The 18,664-nt window shown below is 69.0% G+C and carries 15 protein-coding genes; 7 read left to right on the top strand and 8 right to left on the bottom strand.

Going from position 1 to position 18,664, the window contains the following annotated elements:
• The first annotated feature begins 231 nt into the window (after nucleotides 1–231).
• Nucleotides 232–2,793 carry an HWE histidine kinase domain-containing protein gene (locus tag J2848_RS06070; RefSeq protein WP_149230012.1) on the top strand — a complete coding sequence of 854 codons (2,562 nt, stop codon included), beginning with the start codon at nucleotides 232–234 and terminating at the stop codon, nucleotides 2,791–2,793.
• Here the strand turns inward: J2848_RS06070 and J2848_RS06065 are convergent.
• Genes J2848_RS06065 through mltA form a run of 3 tightly spaced genes read right to left on the bottom strand, consistent with a single transcriptional unit; the run spans nucleotide 2,790 to nucleotide 5,270 of the window.
• A complete protein-coding gene (locus J2848_RS06065; RefSeq protein ID WP_149230013.1) occupies nucleotides 2,790–3,554 on the bottom strand; it encodes a TrmH family RNA methyltransferase in 765 nt (254 codons plus the stop codon). The genes J2848_RS06070 and J2848_RS06065 overlap by 4 nt on opposite strands.
• A 34-nt stretch (nucleotides 3,555–3,588) precedes the next feature.
• Nucleotides 3,589–4,128, bottom strand: coding sequence for a GNAT family N-acetyltransferase (locus J2848_RS06060; protein WP_149230014.1), 540 nt, complete (start codon nucleotides 4,126–4,128; stop codon nucleotides 3,589–3,591).
• Nucleotides 4,128–5,270 carry a murein transglycosylase A gene (gene mltA / locus J2848_RS06055; protein ID WP_246193684.1) on the bottom strand — a complete coding sequence of 381 codons (1,143 nt, stop codon included), beginning with the start codon at nucleotides 5,268–5,270 and terminating at the stop codon, nucleotides 4,128–4,130. Before mltA ends, J2848_RS06060 begins: the two co-directional genes overlap by 1 nt.
• Nucleotides 5,271–5,683: 413 nt before the next feature.
• On the opposite strand from mltA, the gene J2848_RS06050 reads away from it, so the two are divergent.
• From J2848_RS06050 to J2848_RS06035, 4 genes are all read left to right on the top strand, one after another.
• Entirely contained in the window at nucleotides 5,684–7,084 is a 1,401-nt protein-coding gene (locus J2848_RS06050) for an RsmB/NOP family class I SAM-dependent RNA methyltransferase (RefSeq protein ID WP_149230016.1), read from the top strand.
• A gap of 131 nt (nucleotides 7,085–7,215) precedes the next feature.
• Complete coding sequence (locus J2848_RS06045; RefSeq protein ID WP_149230017.1) at nucleotides 7,216–8,724, top strand: leucyl aminopeptidase; 1,509 nt, start codon at nucleotides 7,216–7,218, stop codon at nucleotides 8,722–8,724.
• A gap of 20 nt (nucleotides 8,725–8,744) precedes the next feature.
• Nucleotides 8,745–9,194, top strand: a complete 450-nt coding sequence (locus J2848_RS06040) for a DNA polymerase III subunit chi (protein ID WP_149230018.1) — start codon at nucleotides 8,745–8,747, stop codon at nucleotides 9,192–9,194.
• Between the two features lie 100 nt (nucleotides 9,195–9,294).
• Entirely contained in the window at nucleotides 9,295–10,515 is a 1,221-nt protein-coding gene (locus tag J2848_RS06035; protein WP_149230019.1) for an ATP-binding response regulator, read from the top strand.
• Between the two features lie 42 nt (nucleotides 10,516–10,557).
• On the opposite strand, the gene J2848_RS06030 is transcribed toward J2848_RS06035, so the two are convergent.
• Nucleotides 10,558–11,325 carry a class II glutamine amidotransferase gene (locus J2848_RS06030; protein ID WP_149230020.1) on the bottom strand — a complete coding sequence of 256 codons (768 nt, stop codon included), beginning with the start codon at nucleotides 11,323–11,325 and terminating at the stop codon, nucleotides 10,558–10,560.
• A 162-nt stretch (nucleotides 11,326–11,487) separates the two neighbouring features.
• On the bottom strand, nucleotides 11,488–12,552 hold the full coding sequence (locus J2848_RS06025) for a DUF2125 domain-containing protein (RefSeq protein WP_149230021.1): 1,065 nt from the start codon (nucleotides 12,550–12,552) through the stop codon (nucleotides 11,488–11,490).
• A gap of 93 nt (nucleotides 12,553–12,645) precedes the next feature.
• Between J2848_RS06025 and J2848_RS06020 the strand changes: the two genes are divergently transcribed.
• Nucleotides 12,646–13,260 (top strand): gamma-glutamylcyclotransferase, encoded by a 615-nt coding sequence (locus J2848_RS06020; RefSeq protein WP_149230022.1) that lies wholly within the window; start codon nucleotides 12,646–12,648, stop codon nucleotides 13,258–13,260.
• Nucleotides 13,260–15,218, top strand: coding sequence for a M1 family metallopeptidase (locus J2848_RS06015; protein ID WP_170306949.1), 1,959 nt, complete (start codon nucleotides 13,260–13,262; stop codon nucleotides 15,216–15,218). Before J2848_RS06020 ends, J2848_RS06015 begins: the two co-directional genes overlap by 1 nt.
• A 44-nt stretch (nucleotides 15,219–15,262) precedes the next feature.
• Here J2848_RS06015 and J2848_RS06010 read toward each other — a convergent pair whose 3' ends face one another.
• The 3 genes from J2848_RS06010 to J2848_RS06000 all read right to left on the bottom strand — a co-directional run bounded on the left by J2848_RS06010 (nucleotide 15,263) and on the right by J2848_RS06000 (nucleotide 18,635).
• Nucleotides 15,263–16,438, bottom strand: coding sequence for a CobW family GTP-binding protein (locus J2848_RS06010; RefSeq protein WP_149230023.1), 1,176 nt, complete (start codon nucleotides 16,436–16,438; stop codon nucleotides 15,263–15,265).
• Nucleotides 16,408–16,878: a Fur family transcriptional regulator gene (locus J2848_RS06005; protein ID WP_149230024.1), complete on the bottom strand. Its 471-nt coding sequence runs from the start codon at nucleotides 16,876–16,878 to the stop codon at nucleotides 16,408–16,410. Before J2848_RS06005 ends, J2848_RS06010 begins: the two co-directional genes overlap by 31 nt.
• Before the next feature lie 284 nt (nucleotides 16,879–17,162).
• Nucleotides 17,163–18,635 (bottom strand): cryptochrome/photolyase family protein, encoded by a 1,473-nt coding sequence (locus J2848_RS06000; protein ID WP_149230025.1) that lies wholly within the window; start codon nucleotides 18,633–18,635, stop codon nucleotides 17,163–17,165.
• Between the last annotated feature and the right edge of the window lie 29 nt (nucleotides 18,636–18,664).

Genomic DNA, 18,664 nt, shown 5'->3' with positions numbered 1-18,664 from the left:
GATCTGATACGAGATCGAAAATAGAAACATCAAATCATGCGCAGAGCGCACTTCAATCTTATCCTATGTTAAGTTAACGGGCCTTAATTAGAGCAAAGGAATAGCCATTTTGGAGCGTTGCAGTGAATCATCCCGCTCCCTAGATTGTTGCTGAAATCCCTTGGCTGTGCGTGACAAACGCCGCCGGTCCAGCTTCCGCTTGAGGTCGCGTTTGTCCGAAGTCTTTGCTCGATGAGCGGCCCGGTTCCTTCGGGGTCAGTCGACCTCACCGATTGCGACCGGGAGCCCATCCATCAGCTGGGCCTTATCCAACCGACAGGTTTCCTGATCGCCGTCACGGCCGATTGGATCATCGTCCATGTCTCCGCCAACATCGGGCGCTGGCTGGGGGTGGAGCCCGACGGTCTGCTGGGGCATCCGCTGGCCGGCTTTCTCGCGGGCGAGGCGCTGCACACCATCCGCGGCCGATTGCAGGTCGCCCACATCAACGGCAGCGTCGAGCGCGCCTTCGGCGTCCATCTGTCGGACGTCGCCCCGGTCTGCGACGTGGCCGTCCACCTGTCCGGCTCCACCATCGTGATCGAGGCGGAGCCGAGCGAGGGGGAAGGGCCGCAGGATTCGGGATCGCTGCTGCGCTCGATGATCGCGCGGGTCCAGAACACCCGCGGCTTCGACGCCTTTTGCCGCGAGACGGCACGCCAGATGCGGGCGCTGACCGGCTTCGACCGGGTGATGGTCTACCGCTTCGCCCCTGACGGTGCCGGGGAGGTGATCGCGGAATCGGCGGTGCACGGCATCGGCAGCTTCCTCGGCCAGCGCTATCCGGCCTCCGACATCCCACAGCAGGCCCGGCGCCTGTATGAGCGAAGCTGGCTGCGCTGCATTGCTGACGTGAACGCGCCGCCGGTGCCGGTGGTGCCGGCGGTGGATCCGCTGGGCCAGCCGCTGGACCTGTCGCTCAGCCTGTTGCGCAGCGTGTCGCTGATCCATGTCGAGTATCTGCGCAACATGGGAGTGAATGCCTCGCTGTCGGTGTCGATCTTGCGGCACGGCAGGCTGTGGGGGCTGTTCGCCTGCCACCACCGCCACGCCCGCTCCCTCTCCTTCGAGCGCCGGACTACCGCCGAGCTGTTTGGCCAGATGGTCTCGCTGCTGCTGGAAGGGCGGGAGCGCGAGCAGGAAAGCCAGCAGGAGGCGCAGGCCCGCCGCGCCCATGTCCGCATCATGTCTATGCTGGCCGACAGCGAATCGCCGCTGGACAGCCTGGTCAGCTTCGCGACGGAGCTGCGGACGCTGATCGAGTGCGATGGCTTCGCCTGCTGCATCGACGGCCAGCTGCATATGGAGGGCGAGACGCCGACGCGGGAGGAGACGCAGGGCGTCATGCGCTTCCTGCACCGGACGCCGCCCAGCAGGATTTATCTGACCGACCAGCTGGGGACCGTCCATCCGGCGGCCCGCGACTTCACCGAACGGGCCTGCGGCCTGCTGGCGATCCCGGTATCGCGCATGCCGCGCGACTATCTGGTTTTCTTCCGCAAGGAGCTGGTCCGCACCATCACCTGGGGTGGCGATCCGACCAAGCCGGTGCAATACGGCCCCAACGGCCCGCGCCTGACCCCGCGCAAGAGCTTCGAGGCGTGGAAGGAGACGGTGCGCGGCCGTTCCAAGCCCTGGACCGAGCTTGACGAGCGCAACGCCGAATCCCTGCGGGTGACCTTGCTGGAAGTGGTTCTGCGGCTGGCCGACATTGCCGGCCGCACCCGCAAGGAAGCGACCGAGCGGCAGGAGCTGCTGATCGCCGAACTGAACCACCGCGTCCGCAACATCCTCAGCCTCGTCCGCGCTCTGGTGCGGCAGAGCGAGGCCGGGGCGGAGACCGTGCAGCAGTTCGCCGCCATCGTCGCCGGCCGCATCGAGGCGCTGGCCCGCGCCCATGACCAGATCACCGCCGACAATTGGGGACCGGCCTCCTTACGCGCCCTGATCGCGGCGGAGGTTGGCGCCTATCTGTCGGCCAAGGGCGAGCGGGTGCGGCTGACCGGGCCGGAGGTGCTGCTGGCGCCCCAGGCCTTCTCCGTCTTCGCGTTGGTGGTGCATGAGCTGACCACCAATTCGGCCAAGTACGGTGCGCTCAGTGACAGTGGTGGCTGGGTCGAGGCCGGCTGGTCGATCGACGAGGGCGGGCGGCTGCTGATCGACTGGCAGGAGAATGGCGGCCCGCCGGTGCGGGCGCCGTCGCGCATCGGTTTCGGCACCACGGTGATCGAGCGCTCGGTCCCCCACGATTTGCAGGGTGAGGCGGAGGTGACCTACGCCCTGTCCGGTCTGCGGGCCCGATTCATGATCCCGGCCCGCTTCGTCACCATCGCCGCCAGCCTGCCTGACGGCGGCCGGCGCAGCCTGCCGGTGCCGGCCGCCGATTTCTCCATCGGCGGTCCGGTTCTGCTGCTGGAGGACAACATGATCATCGCCATGGCGACGGAGGACGTGCTGTTGAGCTTCAGCGCCAGCCGCGTCAACACCGCTGCCGGCGTCCGCCATGCCCTTCGCCTGATCGACGAGGATCCGCCGGTGGTCGGCGTGCTGGACATTAATCTGGGCAGCGAGACCTCGGTCGCGGTGGCCGAACGGTTGCGGGAACTGGGGATCCCCTTCGTGTTCGCCACCGGCTATGGCGAATCCGCTGCGGTGCCGGAGCGGTTCGCGGACGTCCCGGTGCTGAAGAAGCCCTACGGGTCGGATCAGGTGGTGCAGGTGTTGGCCTCGGTGATGACGGGTTCGTCAGCCTAAAGCTTGACCGACGCATAGCGCGCGAACAGAGCCACGCTGACCGCCACGGTGGCGTTCAGCGACTCCACCGCCCCGGTCGTCGGCACCGACAGCCGCGTCGCCGGGCAGTCCGCCGGCACGCCCTGACCCTCCTCGCCCAGGATCAGCCGCATGTCGGCCGGCCAGTCGAAGCGAGTCAGATCTTCGCCGCCGCCGTCCAGCGCATAGAGCGGCCCCGCCGCCTCGTTCACCGCCGCCCAGCGCGGGCCGCGCAGCAGGGTCAGGGCGAACTGCGCGTTCGATGCCGCCCGCAGGCATTTGGGGTGGAAGGGATGCGCCGCCCCCTCCAGCAGAACGATCCGCGACACGCCGAAGGCCGCCGCACTGCGCAGCAAAGCACCCAGGTTGCTGGGATCGCCCAGCGCGCAGAGCAGTTCCAGCCCCTGCGGCGGCTGCGACAGGTCGATGGCCGGCATCTTCGGCACGGTCCCGACCAGCAGCGGGAAGCCGGTGCCCGATACGTCCAGCGTCCGGAATAGGGCGGGGGCCAGCTGCACCGGCTCCACCCCCGGCGGCAGGCGCCAGCCAGTGATCTGCGCCGGGTCGGTGAACAGCACGCGTTCGAACCGCTCGGGATGGTGGCGCAGCGCCTCCGGCACCGTCTTCAGGCCGGCCAGCAGGAACTTGCCGTTCTTCTTCAGCCCGCGGCTTTCCAGCGCCGATTCCCACAGCTTGAACTGCGGGTTCTGCGGGCTTTCGATCAGCAGGGGCGGGCGGGTCATGGCAACGGGCTTTCCGGCAGCGGGATGCCCCTGCCTAGCACAGGCGGCGACCGAGGAACAGCAGGGGGCCGCGCTGGCAGGCCTCGGTGAAGCCGGCGCGCTGGTAGAACCCGACATTGCGGGCAAAGACGGCAGTGACCAGATGCACGCCGGGCAGGCCGTCAGCCCGGCAATCCTCGGCGAAGCGGTCGAGCAGCCGTCGCCCCAGCCCGTGCTCCCGCCAGCCCGGCCGGACATTGATGTGGAAATGGGCGGGGTAGGCGGCGAAATGGTCGGCGAAGACCTCGTATTTCGGGATGCGCCGCGCCAGCTCCACCGACCCCGCGCTGTCCTTGCAGCCGGTGAGATAGCCGGTGATCTGACCGTCGGCCGCTACCGCCATCCAGATGTCCCGCGGCGCGTCATCCACGAACCAGCCGGTCCAGGTGGCGAGGAAGGCGGCGCGGTCGGCAGCGGACGCGAACTCCGTCCGGGTGGTGGAGGCGAAGAAGATCTCCTCCAGGCCCGCCAGCGCCGCCCCGCGGTCGGGCAGGTCGGTCAGCCGCTCCAGCCGGATGCTTTCGTTCCCCGTCATCACTTCCGCTGTGCGGTCTCGACCGACAGGTTGCGCGGCGCCAGCATGGTGTAGTGGCCGCGCGCCTTCATCACGCCGGCCCCTTCCTCCGCCTGCGGGCCGTGGCCCCAGAACAGGTCCCCGCGTACCGGACCCTTGATGGCGCCGCCGGTGTCCTGCGCCACCACCAGCCGGTTGATGGCGCCGCCCGGCACCGGGGCGTCGCGCACCTCCAGCCAGAGCGGGACGCCTAGCGGGATGTGCTCGGCATCCACCGCAAGGCTGCGGCCGGGCGTCAGCTCCATGTTGCGGGCGCCGCGCGCGCCGACCTCGGGCTTCACCTTGAAGAAGACGTAGGAGGGGTTGAGGTTCATCACCCGCTGGGCCTCGGCCGGATGGTCCTTCAGCCAGCGCCGGATCGTCTGCAACGACATCTGTTCCGGCGTGGCGTCGCCGATGTCGATGATATGGCGGCCGATCGGGTAATAGCTGTGACCGTTCTGGCCGGCGTAATGGATGCCGACCACCGATCCGTCGGCCATGATCGCCCGGCCCGACCCCTGGATTTCCAGGAAGAAGGCGTCGACCGGGTCGTCGACCCACATCAGCTCCAGCCCCTTCCCCTTCAAGGCACCGCCTTCGATACGGGCGCGGGTCGGCAGCCCGTTCTTGCCGCGCGCCGGCATGCGGTAGAGCGGCACGTTGTAGCGCTCGCTCGGCGTCCAGCTGCCGTGCAGCTCGATCTCGTAATAGCCGGTGAAGAGGCCGTTCTCGCCGTTGCTGACGTCGCGCGGGGTGAAGAAGGTCTCGAAGAAGCGGCGGGCCGCCTCGCTGTCGCCGGCGGGCAGGTCGCGGGCGGCGGCGCAGATGGCGCGCCAGTCGTCGGTGGTGCCGGCGGCGCGCATCTGCCCCATCGGCTTGCCCGGCGGCTGGTTCTTCACCCAGCCGCAGGTGCGCTGCACGGCGGGAACCGCCTGGGCATGGTCGTCGTCGATCCAGCCGGCGAGATGGCGGAAGTCGGGCGAGACCTGATCCCAGGTCGGGCGCTGGGCCGTCCGCCGCTGCCCCTCGACCGTCGGGGCGGTGCCGGCGCAGGCCGCCAGCGTCGCCAGCAAGCCGCCCATCAGCACCATCCGCAGGCCGCGCCGCAGGGTTTTCCTCACGTCACGCGCACACGTCACCCCAGCCGCAGCCGCCATCGCGCACTCCGCCACCAGCATCCGATCTGTCCGTCGAAGACCTCTGAGCACCCGGCCGCGCTGGCGGTCCGGTCACGATAAGGTCACATCACCCGACCGTTTGTGCCGGTGGTTACCCCGAGTCGTCAATCCCCAACCTGCACTTTCGGATAGGTCGCGGCCGCTTGTCACGGGCAGGGTGGCGGCAGGGCGGCTGGAAGGCCGAGCGGGGCAGCCGCGCGGCGGCAGGGCGTGACAGAGCGCGGCAAACGCGGTATCGACAGCCCATACGCGAAGGACCGTCCGCAGTTTGCATCCCGACCCCCGGCCATGCCGGGGGCACAGGCGGGCGGGCGGTCCCGTTCGCCGCCATGAGACACCCCAAGGGACCAGACGCCATGACACCCGCCGCCCGCCTCCAGGCGGTCATCGATCTGCTGACCGAGATCGACGAGACCCCTCGCCCCGCCGACGCGGTGATGAGCGCCTATTTCCGCAACCGCCGCTACATCGGCTCGAAGGACCGCACCGCCATCGCCCAGATGGCCTACGCGATCCTGCGCCGCCATGCCCGGCTCGGCTGGTGGATCGAGCGCGGCGGCTACGAGCGCCCCACCCCGCGCGCCCGCGTCCTGGCCTATCTGCTGCTGGAAGAGAGCCGCAACGCCGGCGTCGTGCTGGAGATGTTCAGCGGCGGCAAGTTCGCCCCGGCCCGCCTGACCGACGACGAGCTGGCGATGGTCGGCAAGCTGGAAAGCCACACCATGGACCATCCCGACATGCCGGAGACGGTGCGGGTGGAGTGTCCGGACTGGGCGGAGGGACCGATGCGCGCCTCGCTTGGCGAGCGCTTCGGGGTGGAGATGGAGAAGCTGCTGGAGGCGGCCCCGCTCGACCTGCGCATCAACCCGCTGAAGGCCAACCAGCAGAGCGCCATCAAGGCGCTGGCCAAGGCGCAGATCACGGCGGAGACCACGCAATGGTCACCGTTGGGGCTGCGGGTGAAGGGCCGGCCGCCGTTGGGCAGCGTCGAGGCGTTCAAGGATGGTCTGGTCGAGATCCAGGACGAAGGCTCGCAGCTGGTGGCGCTGGCGGTGGCGCCGAAGCCGGGCCATCAGGTGGTGGATTTCTGCGCCGGCGCCGGCGGCAAGACGCTGGCCGTCGCAGCATTGATGAAGAACAAGGGCCGGGTCGTCGCCTGCGACGTGCTGGACAAGCGCCTGAAGCGCGCCGCCGAACGCTTCCGCCGCGCCGGCCTGCACAACATCGAAGCCCACCCGCTGACCAGCGAGCGCGACCCCTGGGTGAAGCGCCACAAGCGCAAGTTCGACCGCGTGCTGGTCGACGCCCCCTGTTCCGGAACCGGCACCTGGCGCCGCAACCCGGATGCCCGCTGGCGCCAGCTCGGCCCGGGGCTGGAGCAGCTGCTGCCCCTGCAAGCCAACATCCTGGACAGCGCCGCGCGTCTGGTGAAGCCGGGCGGGCGGCTGATCTACGCCACCTGCTCCATGCTGCATGACGAGAACGAGGCCCAGGTCGAGGCCTTCCTGCAAACCCACCACGACTTCATCGTCAAGCCGGTCGCCGAGGTGTGGGCGGAGGAGGAGGCCGGCGCGCCGCCGCCGGTCGAGGGTCCGTATCTGCGGCTGACCCCGGCGAAGCACGACACCGACGGCTTCTTCGCCGCCGTGCTGGAGCGCCGCGCGGAGGAAAGCGTGTCGGAGGAGAGCGTGTCGGACGTGGCGCTGGAACAGGGCGAGGTCGATCCGGTCGAACTGGGCAAGGCGATCGATGCGTGAGTGAGGGGGGAGGGGGCGTCTCCCCTCCCCACCCTTGACAGCCGGGGTGGCGCGCTCCTTATCGGTGGGGTAGGCTTTCCGCCGCCGATGCCATCCGGGCGTATTCGCCCAATCCCTCTCAAGAGGACCAGATGAAGTTCTCCTTCGCCAAGCCGTCCCTGCCGTCCTCCGGCGTGCTCGCCGTGACCGTCGCCGCCGACCGCAGCCTCGGGCTGATCGGGAGCGAGCTGGATCAGAAGACCGGCGGGGCGCTGGCCCGCGCCATGGCCGCCGCCCGCTTCACCGGCAAGAAGGACGAGACGCTGACGCTGCTCGCCCCGGCCGGGACCGAGCTGGACCGCATCCTGCTGGTCGGTATCGGCAAGGCTGCGGACCTGACCGATCTGGTCCTGCAGGCCGCCGGCGGCGCGATCGCCGTGACGCTGGACAAGGCCGCCGACGAGGCTGCCCTGCTGGTCGAACTGCCGGAGGGGGCCACGCTGTCGCCCGCCGCCGCCGCGGCGGAGATCGCCTTCGGCGCGCAGCTCCGCAGCTACAAGTTCGACAAGTACCGCACCAACGACCGGAAGTCCGACAAGAAGGAGCCGAAGCCCAGCCTGCGCAAGCTGACGCTGCTGGTCGAGGATGACGGTGCGGCCAAGTCGGCCTTCAAGAAGCTGGACACGCTGGCCGATGCCATCCGCTTCACCCGCGATCTGGTGTCGGAGCCGGCCAACGTCATCTATCCGGAAAGCCTCGCCGAGAAGACGAAGGAACTGGAGCAGTTCGGCGTCGAGGTGGAAATCCTCGACCAGAAGAAGCTGAAGAAGATCGGCATGGGCGCCCTGCTGGGCGTCGCCCAGGGCAGCGCCTTCGAGCCGCGCGTGGTCGTCATGCGCTGGAACGGCAACCCGGATGCCGACGACAAGCGCCCGGTCGCCTTCATCGGCAAGGGCGTGACCTTCGACAGCGGCGGCATCTCGATCAAGGGTGCGGCCGGTATGGAAGACATGAAGTGGGACATGGGCGGCTCCGCCACCGTGATCGGCACCATGTACGCCCTGGCCGCCCGCAAGGCGAAGGTCAACGCCATCGGCATCGTCGGGCTGGTGGAAAACATGCCGTCGGGCACGGCGCAGCGTCCGGGCGACATCGTCACCTCGCTGTCGGGCCAGACCATCGAGGTCATCAACACCGACGCCGAAGGCCGCCTGGTGCTGGCCGACTGCCTGTGGTACGCGCAGGACGTCTACAAGCCCAAGCTGATGATCGACCTCGCCACCCTGACCGGCGCCATCATCGTGGCACTGGGTCACGAGCATGCCGGCCTGTTCGCCAACGACGATGATCTCGCCATGAACCTGACGGCCGCCGGCCTGAAGGTGGGCCAGCCGGTGTGGCGCATGCCGCTCGGCGACAATTACGACAAGGAAATCGAATCGCCGGCCGCCGACATGAAGAACACCGGATCGGGCGGCGGTGCCGGCAGCATCGTCGGCGCGCAGTTCCTGAAGCGCTTCGTCAACGAGGTGCCGTGGGCGCACATCGACATCGCCGGTGTCGCCTGGGCGAAGAAGGACGGTGCCACGGTTCCGAAGGGTGCCTCCGCCTTCGGCGTGCGCCTGCTCGACCGCTTCGTGGCGGACTTCCACGAGGCCTGATACGCGTGCGTGAAGGAGCCATGACCGAAGTCCGCTTCTACCACCTGCAACGGCGCACGATGGAACAGGCGCTGCCCAAGATCCTGGAGAAGGTTCTTGAGCGGAACTGGCGTGCCGTCGTGCTCGCCGGTTCTCCGGAGCGGGTGGACATGCTGAACCAGCATCTGTGGACCTACGATCCCGGCTCCTTCCTGCCGCATGGGGCGGCGCGCGACGGCTTCGCCGAGCGCCAGCCGGTGTGGCTGACCGATGCCGACGAGAACCCGAACAACGCCACCGTGCTGGTCACGGTGGACGGCTGCGTCAGCGACCGGATGGAGGGCTACGACCTCGTCTGCGACCTGTTCGACGGCAATGACGAGGAGGCGGTGCTGGCTGCCCGCCAGCGCTGGAAGGCGTGCAAGGCGGCCGGTCACAGCCTGACCTACTGGCAGCAGACCGACCGCGGCGGCTGGGAGAAGCGGGCCTGAGCGAAACCTTGTAAAGTTGTCCGCTCATTTCCATTGCATTCGATCCGTTCAGGGACAAATCTGATTGCCCACGCGGACGGTTCAAAGGTGAATGCTCCCGATGAACAGGAGCCAGATCGACCCGGCGCTCGCCCAGCAGGTCAAGGACGCGAGCATCCTGATCGTGGACGACAACCCGTCCAACGTCGACCTGCTGCGCGAAATCCTGAGCCACGATGGATACGGCCGGGTGCGGGGGGAGACCGACCCGCGCAAGGTGCCGGACCTCTGCGCGGCCGAGCCATTCGACCTGCTGCTGATCGACATCCGCATGCCGCACATGAGCGGTTTCGACCTGATGGAGCGGCTGAAGCCGGTTTTCGAAGGCGATTACGTGCCGATCCTGGTGCTGACCGCCCAGACCGACCAGGAAACCCGGCGCAAGTCGCTGGAACTCGGCGCCAACGATTTCCTGACCAAGCCCTTCATCGCCTGGGAGCTTCTGCACCGCGTCCGCAACATGGTGGAGATCCGCAAGCTCTACCGCCGCGCCGCCGAACAGAACCGGGAGCTTGAACGCCGGGTGACGGAGCGCACCGCCGAACTGTCCGACGCTCTGGAAGCGGCGCGCAAGGCCGACCGTGCCAAGCTGGACTTCCTGGCGGTGATGAGCCACGAGCTGCGTACGCCGCTGAACTCGATCATCGGCTTCGCCGATGTGCTGGCGGGGGAGGGGATGGGCAAGCTGGGCCATCCCGATTACCTGGAATATGTGAAGCTGATCGAGGAAAGCGGCCGGTCGCTGCTGACCATGGTCAACAACATCCTGGACTACACACGCGGCTCCACCGGCTCCATCGAGATCCAGGAAAGCGACGTCAACATCCCGCAGATGCTGACCGGCTGTGCCGAGATGCTGGCGCCGAAGGCGGCGGGCAAACGGGTGAACCTGACCGTCCAGCCCTGTCCGCCCTTCCGTATGCGCATCGACCGTCGGCGGCTGCGCGAGATGGTGCTGAACCTGCTCGACAACGCGGTGAAGTTCACCCAGCCCGAGGGCCATGTCGCGGTGGCGGTGGTGGATCGCGGGGAGTTCGTCGGGCTGATGGTGCGCGACGATGGTCCGGGAATTCCCGCCGAACTGATGGGACGCATCTTCAACCCCTTCACCCAGGCCGAACGCTCGCTGGTCCGCCAGCATGAGGGGGTCGGGCTGGGCCTGCCGATCGTGCGGCGTTTCGCCGAACTGCATGGCGGCGGGGTGGAACTGGACAGCGCGCCGGGACGCGGCACGGCGGTGACCATCCTGCTGCCGAAGGAACGGTTGCTTCTGGAGGGATGAGGGGCGGCGGGTGGCGGATGCCCCTCCCCAATTCTCCTCGCTTCAGTGAAATGTGAACATTTCCGGTGCCGCACCGATGCGTGCCACCAGTCCGCCGCTGGGCGGAACCGGACGCCACTGGTCGCGCTGGGCGTCGACCGGTTCCGACACCACGATCAGGCCGTTCTCGCCGCGGCGCCAGTAGAGGCTCGGCGGCTTGTCGTCCGAGGCCCAGCGCACCGCCCACACCCGGTCGCCGTCGGTCCAGGTGGCGGTGAAGCGCAGTGGTGCCGTGATGTCCAGTGCCTGCATCTCGTCGCGGATGGCGTGCAGCACGCGCTGGAAGGCGCCGACCGAATCCCGCTCCAGACCCTGGCCGAGTGCCGCGAGGAAGATCGCCTCACTGTCGGTGGTGCCGGTACGGGTGCTGTACAGCTCGTCCGGGATCATCGCCTCCACCCGGCGGCGCAGGCGGGGCCAGTCTCCGACCTGTCCGTTGTGCATGAACAGGAAGCGCCCGGCCTTGAAGGGGTGGCAGTTGGCCCGGCTGACCGCGGTGCCGGTCGCCGCCCGGACATGGGCGAAGAACAGGTGGGAACGGACATGGTTGCAGATCGACTGCAGGTTCTCGTCCGACCAGGCCGGGCGGATCTCGCAATAGCGGCCGGGTTCGGTCCGCTCGCTGTACCAGCCGACGCCGAAACCGTCGCCATTGGTCTCGGTCTTCGCCTCCGCGGCGTGCATCGACTGTTCGATCAGGGAATGGCAGGGTGTGCAGACCAGCGTTTCCAGGAACACGGGTTCGCCGCAATAGGCAAGAAACCGACACATCGACCGACGCACCATGGCAGCCGCGACAAGGACTGCGTCAATTTGACCCGATCCGCCGTGTGAAACAAGATGCGCCGGTCACGGAACCGTCATGCGCTCCGCCGGGTGTTGCATTTCCGCCGTTCACACACGCCATTCAGGCAGGTCGCCGCCCCGTTTTTGTCACCAGACGAGTTTGGGCAGGGCCGCGACCCGCAGCGGGCCGACGAACAGCGAGCGGTCCTGCACCGTCACCGGGGCGGTGACCACCGGTTCGCCGTTGGGACCGGTCGGGCGGGCCAGCATGGTCAGGACGGTCCTGGCGATGGCCGCCTCGTTCGGGCGCATCATCGGCTTCACCGCATCGAGGATGGCGGGGGCGCCGCGGATCTCCGCGGTCAGCGCCGCCTGCGGCTGCAACTGGGCGTCCAGCGCCAGCGTGCCCGACAGCACCGCCGCCAGCGGCCCCCAGTCCAGCGCCAGCCGGTCGACCTCCACTGTGCCGCCGTCGCGGCTCCAGGCCGACAGGCTGGCCGGTTCCGGCCGCGGCGGGTTGCCCATGACGCGCAGGGTCAGTTCGGTCCGCTTCACCTCGCGGCCAAGGTTCGGCGGCATGCCGTCGGGCAGGGTCAGCCCGTCGGCGGTCAGCGTCAGGGTCAGGCCGGCCACACCACGTTCGGCCGGCGGCTGGTCGGGCTGGGCGGCGCCGACGTCAAGGGCGGCGACCGGGACCGGCTGGCCGGCGACCTGCGCGGTCAGGCCGGTGAAACGCAGGGCGAGCCGCTCCAGCGTGCCCGACATCCGCATGGTCACATCGCCGCTTCCTCCGGTCGGGGCCAGGATGTCGACCGGCGGCTGGCCCGGCTGGACGACGGACAGGCGATGTTCACCGGGAAAGGCCAGCGCGATGCGGGTGGGGTTCCAGGGCGCCGCCTCCGCCACCAGCCGCGCACCCTGCCAGTCGGCGCCGCGCGTCGCCAGATGCGGCTTGTCCAGTTCCGCCCGCAGGGCGAAGGGGAAGCCGTGGACGGTCAGCCCGCCATGCTCCACCACCGCGCCGTTGGCCCGCTGGTCGGCGACCCAGCTTTCCAGCCCGTCGCGCACGGTGCGGGCCGCCTGCCACCACCACAGCGAATAGGCGATAGCCGGCAGCAGTACGGCCATCAGCACCAGGATGGTCGCGATCCGGCGTCCAGTCAGCAGGCGGCGCGGGGGTTGGGAAGTGGCGTTGGGTCGCATCGGTGGCATGTCCGTTCCATCTCCGTACCGTTATAGCGACCCCGAACCCCACATGCTAGGCTCGGTCGCCGCCGATTCGGTTCCGTTTTCCTGCGAACTTCCATGGCCCCCGACTCGACCCTCCTGCATCCCGCCTGGACCCACGACATCGCCGTCGAACCCGGCGCCGACCTGTGGGTCTTCGGCTATGGCTCGCTGATGTGGAACCCGGGTTTCACCTTTGCGGAGCGGCATGCGGCGACCCTGCCGGGATATCACCGCAGCTTCTGCGTCGCCTCCCACCGCTATCGCGGGACGCCGGAGCGGCCGGGGCTGGTGCTGGGGCTGGACCGCGGCGGCTCCTGCCGGGGCATCGTCTTCCGGGTTGCGGCGGCGGACGTGCCGGAAACGCTCGATTACCTGTGGGAGCGGGAGATGGACAGCCGCGTCTATCTGCCGAGAATGCTGCGTGTCCGCCTGCGTGACGGCCGGTCGGCCGAGGGGCTGGAGTCGGTCAGTGCCTGCTGCTTCATCGTCGACCGCACTCATCCGCAATATTGCCGTGGGTTGGACGAAACCGCGGTCGTGTGTCGCATTGCCGGCTGCTGCGGCCAGCGCGGTCCGAACATCGAGTATCTCGCCAACACGGTGGAGCATCTGAAGGAGCTGGGGATCTGCGATGCCCGGCTGTCGTCACTGTATGACCGCGTGCGTGGCCATCCGGGGCGCCCATCTTGATGGGCATGACGATCCTGCGCATCCGGGCTCTTGCCCTGGCGGGAGTGGCGCTGGCCCTGGGCGTGGGGGCCCCGATCCTCGCCGCACCGCTGCACCACGACATCGACCTGACGCTCGATCCCGCCGCCGGCCGGATGGAGGCGGTGGACCGGCTGACCTTGCCCGCCGGGGCGCAGTCCTTGCAGCTGGACCCGGCCCTGGCGGTGCAGGAGGTGCGGGCCGGCGACCGCGTCATCCCGGTGGACCGGCGCGGCGAGCGCTTGCGGCTGGTGGTGCCGGAGGGTGGGGGGGCGGTGACCATCCGTTATGGCGGGCGGCTGCCGGGCTTCGCCGCCGGAACCGGTCTGGCGCTGGATGGCGAGGGCGCTTTCCTGCCGGGGCTAAGCGGTTGGCTGCCCGATCCGGCGATTGCGGTCGAGGAGTCGCCGACATGGCGTCTGTCGGTGCGGGTGCCGGCGCCTTATGTCGCCGTCGCCACCGGCCGGCTGGTGGAGGAGGGGCGTGAGACCGCCGGCTATCGCGCCGTGTTCGAGGAGGACCGCAGCGTCGAGGAACCCTCCGTCTTCGCCGGGGCCTGGATGATCGAGGAGCGGATGGCGGGCAAGCTGCGCCTGCGGCTCTACCGTCATCCGGAGCAGAGCGGGCTGGCCGACGGTTATCTCGGCCTGTCGGAGCAGGCGATTGCCGATGGTGCCACCCGCATCGGCGTCTATCCCTTCCATGGCTTCAGCATCGTCTCGGTCCCGCCACCGGTCGGGCTGGGCTTTCCCGGCCTGACCGCCATCGGCCGGGCGGTGCTGCCGCTGCCCTTCATCCGCAGCCAGTCGCTGACCCATGAGATCATGCATAACTGGTGGGGCAACGGCGTGCGGGTGGGCGAGGGCGGCAATTGGGCGGAGGGACTGACCACCTACATGGCTGATTATGCCGCCGCCCAGGCGCGCGGCGCCGATGCGGCGCGGGCAATGCGGCTGGACTGGCTGCGCGACTATGCCGCCTTGCCGGCCGAGCGCGACCGCCCGCTGACGGAGTTCCTGTCCAAGACGCATGATGCCTCGCAGATCGTCGGCTACGGCAAGGCGGCGATGCTGTTCCACATGCTGGAGGCGGAGATCGGCCGCGACGCCTTCAACACCGGCATCCGGACGTTCTGGAACGGGTTCGCCTTCCGCAATGCCGGCTGGTCCGACCTGCGCCGATCCTTCGAGGCGGCATCCGGCCGCGATCTCGGCGGGTTGTTCGGCCAATGGGTGGAGCGGCGGGGGGCACCAATGCTGACCCTGGTCGATGCGCGGGCCGATGGCGACGGCGTGCTGCTGACTTTGCGGCAGGAGGCCGATGCAGCCTATGCCCTGACCGTGCCGGTGCGGCTGGAGACGGCGGCCGGGGTGGAAGACCACACCGTCCGCTTCGACGGCCGGCAGGCGAGCTTGAGGGTGCCCGCCAGGGCGTCGGTACAGGCGGTGTCGGTCGACCCCGACTTCGATCTGTTCCGCCGTCTGGCGCCGGGGGAGGCGCCGCCGATCCTGCGTGACGTGACCCTGCGGCCGGGTGCCGAGCGGGTGATGGCCGCCGATGGCGACGCGGCGGAGGCCGCGCGGACGCTGGCCGGGCGGCTGATGGACGGTGCCGGGCGCCAAGGCGGCGGTGGGGTGGCGCCGCTGCTGCTGATCGGGACCGACGCGGCGGTGGAACGGGAATTGGAGCGGCGCGGGCTGCCGCCGGTGCCGGCGGAACTGGCCGGTCGCGGCAGTGCGCGGGTGTGGGTGTCGCGCACGGCGGACGGGCGGACGACGCTGGTGGCGTCGGGTGCCGATGCCGAGGCGCTGCGGGCGCTGGTCCGGCCGCTGCCGCATTACGGCCGGCAGAGCTGGCTGGTGTTCGAAGGGGACAAGGCGGCGGACCGTGGGGTGTGGACAGTGGGGGACAGTCCGTTGCGGCGTTTGGTGGGGCAATGAGGGAGGGGGCCCCGGCTGACGAATCCCCCCTCCCTCTACCGACCCTATTTCCCCTCGCCCCAGACCAGCCCGTTGAACAGCGGCTCGATCACCGGCTGGCCGACGTCGCGGGTGATGAAGACCAGCTTGGTGCGATGGTCGTCGCTGGGCCAGTCCTCCAGCCGTACCGGCGGGTGGAACATGTGCTGGACGCCGTGCACGACCACGGGCAGCTCGCTTTCCTGAACGTTCAGCAAGCCCTTGACCCGCAGCAGGTTCTCACCGGCCTGGGCGATCAGCGCCTCCATGAAATCGACGAAGCCGTTCCAGGGAATCGGCCGGTCGATCACCATGCAGAAAGCGCGGATGTGGTCGTCGTGGCGGTTGGCGTCATGGTGGTGATGGTCATGACCGCAGTCGGGACCGCAATGGTCGCCGTGATCATGATCGTGGCCATGATCGTGGTCGTGCCCATGGTGGTCATGCCCGTGGTCGTGATGCTCTTGCGCCTTGGCCTGCTCGTCGCGATAGGCCTCCTCGCGCAGCCAGCGAGCGACGTCGGGGCTCTTGGTCTCCGGATTGTAGAGACCGGCGTCGAACAGCTTCGCCGGGTCGACCTCGCCATGGGCGGCGGGGATCACCGGGGCGGCCGGGTTGATGGCGGCGAGGCGCTGCATCAGGGCGACGGTCGCCGCCGGGGTGGCGACGTCGGTCTTGGTCAGCACGATGCGGTCGGCGACGGCGGCCTGCTTCACGCTTTCCGGCTGGCGGTCGAGCTGGAGCGAGCCGTGCGCCGCGTCCACCGTGGCGATGACGCCGTCCAGGCGGAAACGGGCGGCCAGCAGCGGGTCCGACATCAGGGTGTGGATGATCGGGGCGGGGTCGGCCAAGCCGGTGGTTTCCACCACCACCCGGTCGAAATCGGGGATCTCGCCCTTCACCCGCTTCAGGAACAGGTCGCGCAGCGTGTCGACCAGATCGCCGCGGATGGTGCAGCACAGGCAGCCGCTGTCCATCAGCACCATGTTCTCCGACGCCTTGGCGACCAGCAGATGATCGAGCCCGACCTCGCCGAACTCGTTGATGACGATGGCGGTGCGGGCCATGGCCGGGTTGCGCAGCAGCGCCTGGAGCAGCGTGGTCTTGCCGCTGCCGAGGAAGCCGGTCAGCACCGAGACGGGAAGACGGGCGGGAGGGGCGGCGGAAGCGCTCAACGGGAAGTCTCCTGACAGGATTTGCACAGGCCGCGCACCTCGACGGTGGGGCGCTGGACACGGAAGCCGCGCCCGGCCGCCGCGGCGATGATGGCGGCGCCGACACCCGGATCGTCGATCTCGGCGGCGTCGCCGCAGGCCTCGCACACCAAAAACTGCCCGGAATGGACATCCCCCGGTGCGGCACAGCCGACATAGGCGTTCAGCGATTCGATGCGGTGGACCAGCCCCTGTTCGACCAGGAACTCCAGCGCGCGGTAGACGGTCAGCGGCGCCGCCGCCTTGCCGTCCTGCTGGCTCAGATCCTCCAGGATCGCATAGGCGCCACGCGGCCGGTGGCTGGACCACACCAGCTCCAGCACACGGCGGCGCAATGCGGTCAACCGGGCGCCCCGTTCGGCGCACAGCGCGTCGGCACGGGTGAGGGCATCGGCGATGCAGTGGGTGTGGTCGTGAAGCGCGGACATGGGTGTTACTTTATAACACTCTGTCGGCCGATGCAACGCGACAAGGGAAAAGGCGGCCCCAGGAAGGGGACCGCCTTGTCGAGTGGCATTTGTTGGTCTTGGGGCCGGGCCATTTTTGGAACCGGGACGTGGTTGGACCGCGGGGAAGTGGTCGGCGTCCGTATGGCTCTGACCCGAGAAGGCTGGGCGGGACAGGGCGGCCGCACCGGGCCGCTTTGAGCAGACTAGCAACCGGCCATGACCATTTGCGGGCGTAGCGGTGACTCTTCGGTGAAGATCGCCATTCAGTTGGCCGTCTCCACCTTGCCCTTGCGTTCGTTGTAGAGAGCCAGAGCGCGGTCACGGGCGACGCTGTGGTCGACGATCGGGTGCGGATAATCGTCGCCCAGCCGGACGCCGGCCTGCCGCAGAACTTCGGTCGGGGCGGCCCAGGGCTGGTGGATCCAGCGCGGCGGCAGCCGGTTCAGCTCGGGTACATGGCGGCGGACGTAATCGCCTTGCGCGTCGAACTTCTCGCCTTGCAGCACGGGATTGAAGACGCGGAAGAAGGGGGCGGCGTCGGCGCCGCAGCCGGCCACCCACTGCCAGTTGCCGGCATTCTGGGCCAGATCGGCATCGACCAGCGTGTCCCAGAACCAGCGTTCCCCCTGCTGCCAGGGCAGAAGCAGATCCTTGATCAGGAAGGACGCGACGATCATCCGCACCCGGTTGTGCATCCAGCCGGTTTCCCACAGCTGGCGCATGCCGGCATCGACGATGGGATAGCCGGTGCGCCCTCGCTGCCAGGCCCGCAGGCCCGCTGCATCCTCGCGCCAGGGGAAATCGGCGAAGCGGTGGTCGAGCGGGCTGTCGGGCAGCTCCGGTGCATGGTGCAGCAAATGATACTGGAACTCGCGCCAGCCTATCTCGCGCAGGAAGGCGTCGATGCCGGACGCCAGTTCCGGCCGGGCGTCGGCGGCATGGCGGGCGGCGTGCCAGACCTGCCGCGGCCCGATCTCCCCGAAAGCCAGATAGGGCGACAGCGCGGAGGTCCCGTGTCGGTCCGGCCGGTCACGCTCGGTCACATAGACCCCGACCGGCCCGTCGAGGAAGTCGGCGAGGTGGGACAGCGCCGCAATCTCCCCCGGCACCCAGCGCTTGCGCAATCCAGCGGCCCAGTCGGGCTTGCCTGGCAGCAGACCCCAGCTTTCGAGGTCATCGCTGGCCGGCGCGGTCGCCAGCGCCTTCAGGGTGGACGGCGCGCGGGTCGGCAGCGGCGGGTTCAGCGTCGCCGACAGGTGGCGCCAGAAGGGGGTGAAGACCTTGAACGGGCCGCCGCTCTTGTTACGGACGGTCCAGGGTTCGGCCAGCAGGCCGGCGTTGAAGCTGCGGGCATCGACGCCGCGCGCCTTCAGCCGCTCCTTGATTACCGAATCGCGGGCAGTCTGGGCGGGGGTGTAGCGGCGGTTCCACAGCACGCACTCCGCCCCCGTCTCGGCTGTCAGCGCGTCGAGCACGGCACCCGGTTCTCCCCGGCGCAGAACCAGCGGCGAGCCGTGGCGGGCGCAGCAGGTGGCGAACCGTTCCAGGCTGCCATGCAGCCACCAGCGCTGCGCCCCGCCCAAACCCCAGCCATCTCCCGTCTCCTCCTCCAGGATGTAGAGCGGGATGACCGGCGCGCCGCGTTCCGCCGAGGCCTGGGCGGCGGCGGTCAGCGCCGGATTGTCGGCAAGGCGCAGGTCGTTGCGGAACCAGACGATGATGGGGGTGGCGGACATGCGGGCTGCTCGGTTGGTCTCCTCCGGAC

It is taken from the genome of Azospirillum lipoferum (genome assembly GCF_024170005.1).
Lineage (GTDB): Bacteria > Pseudomonadota > Alphaproteobacteria > Azospirillales > Azospirillaceae > Azospirillum > Azospirillum lipoferum.
This window is presented reverse-complemented; position numbering and strand designations above follow the sequence as displayed.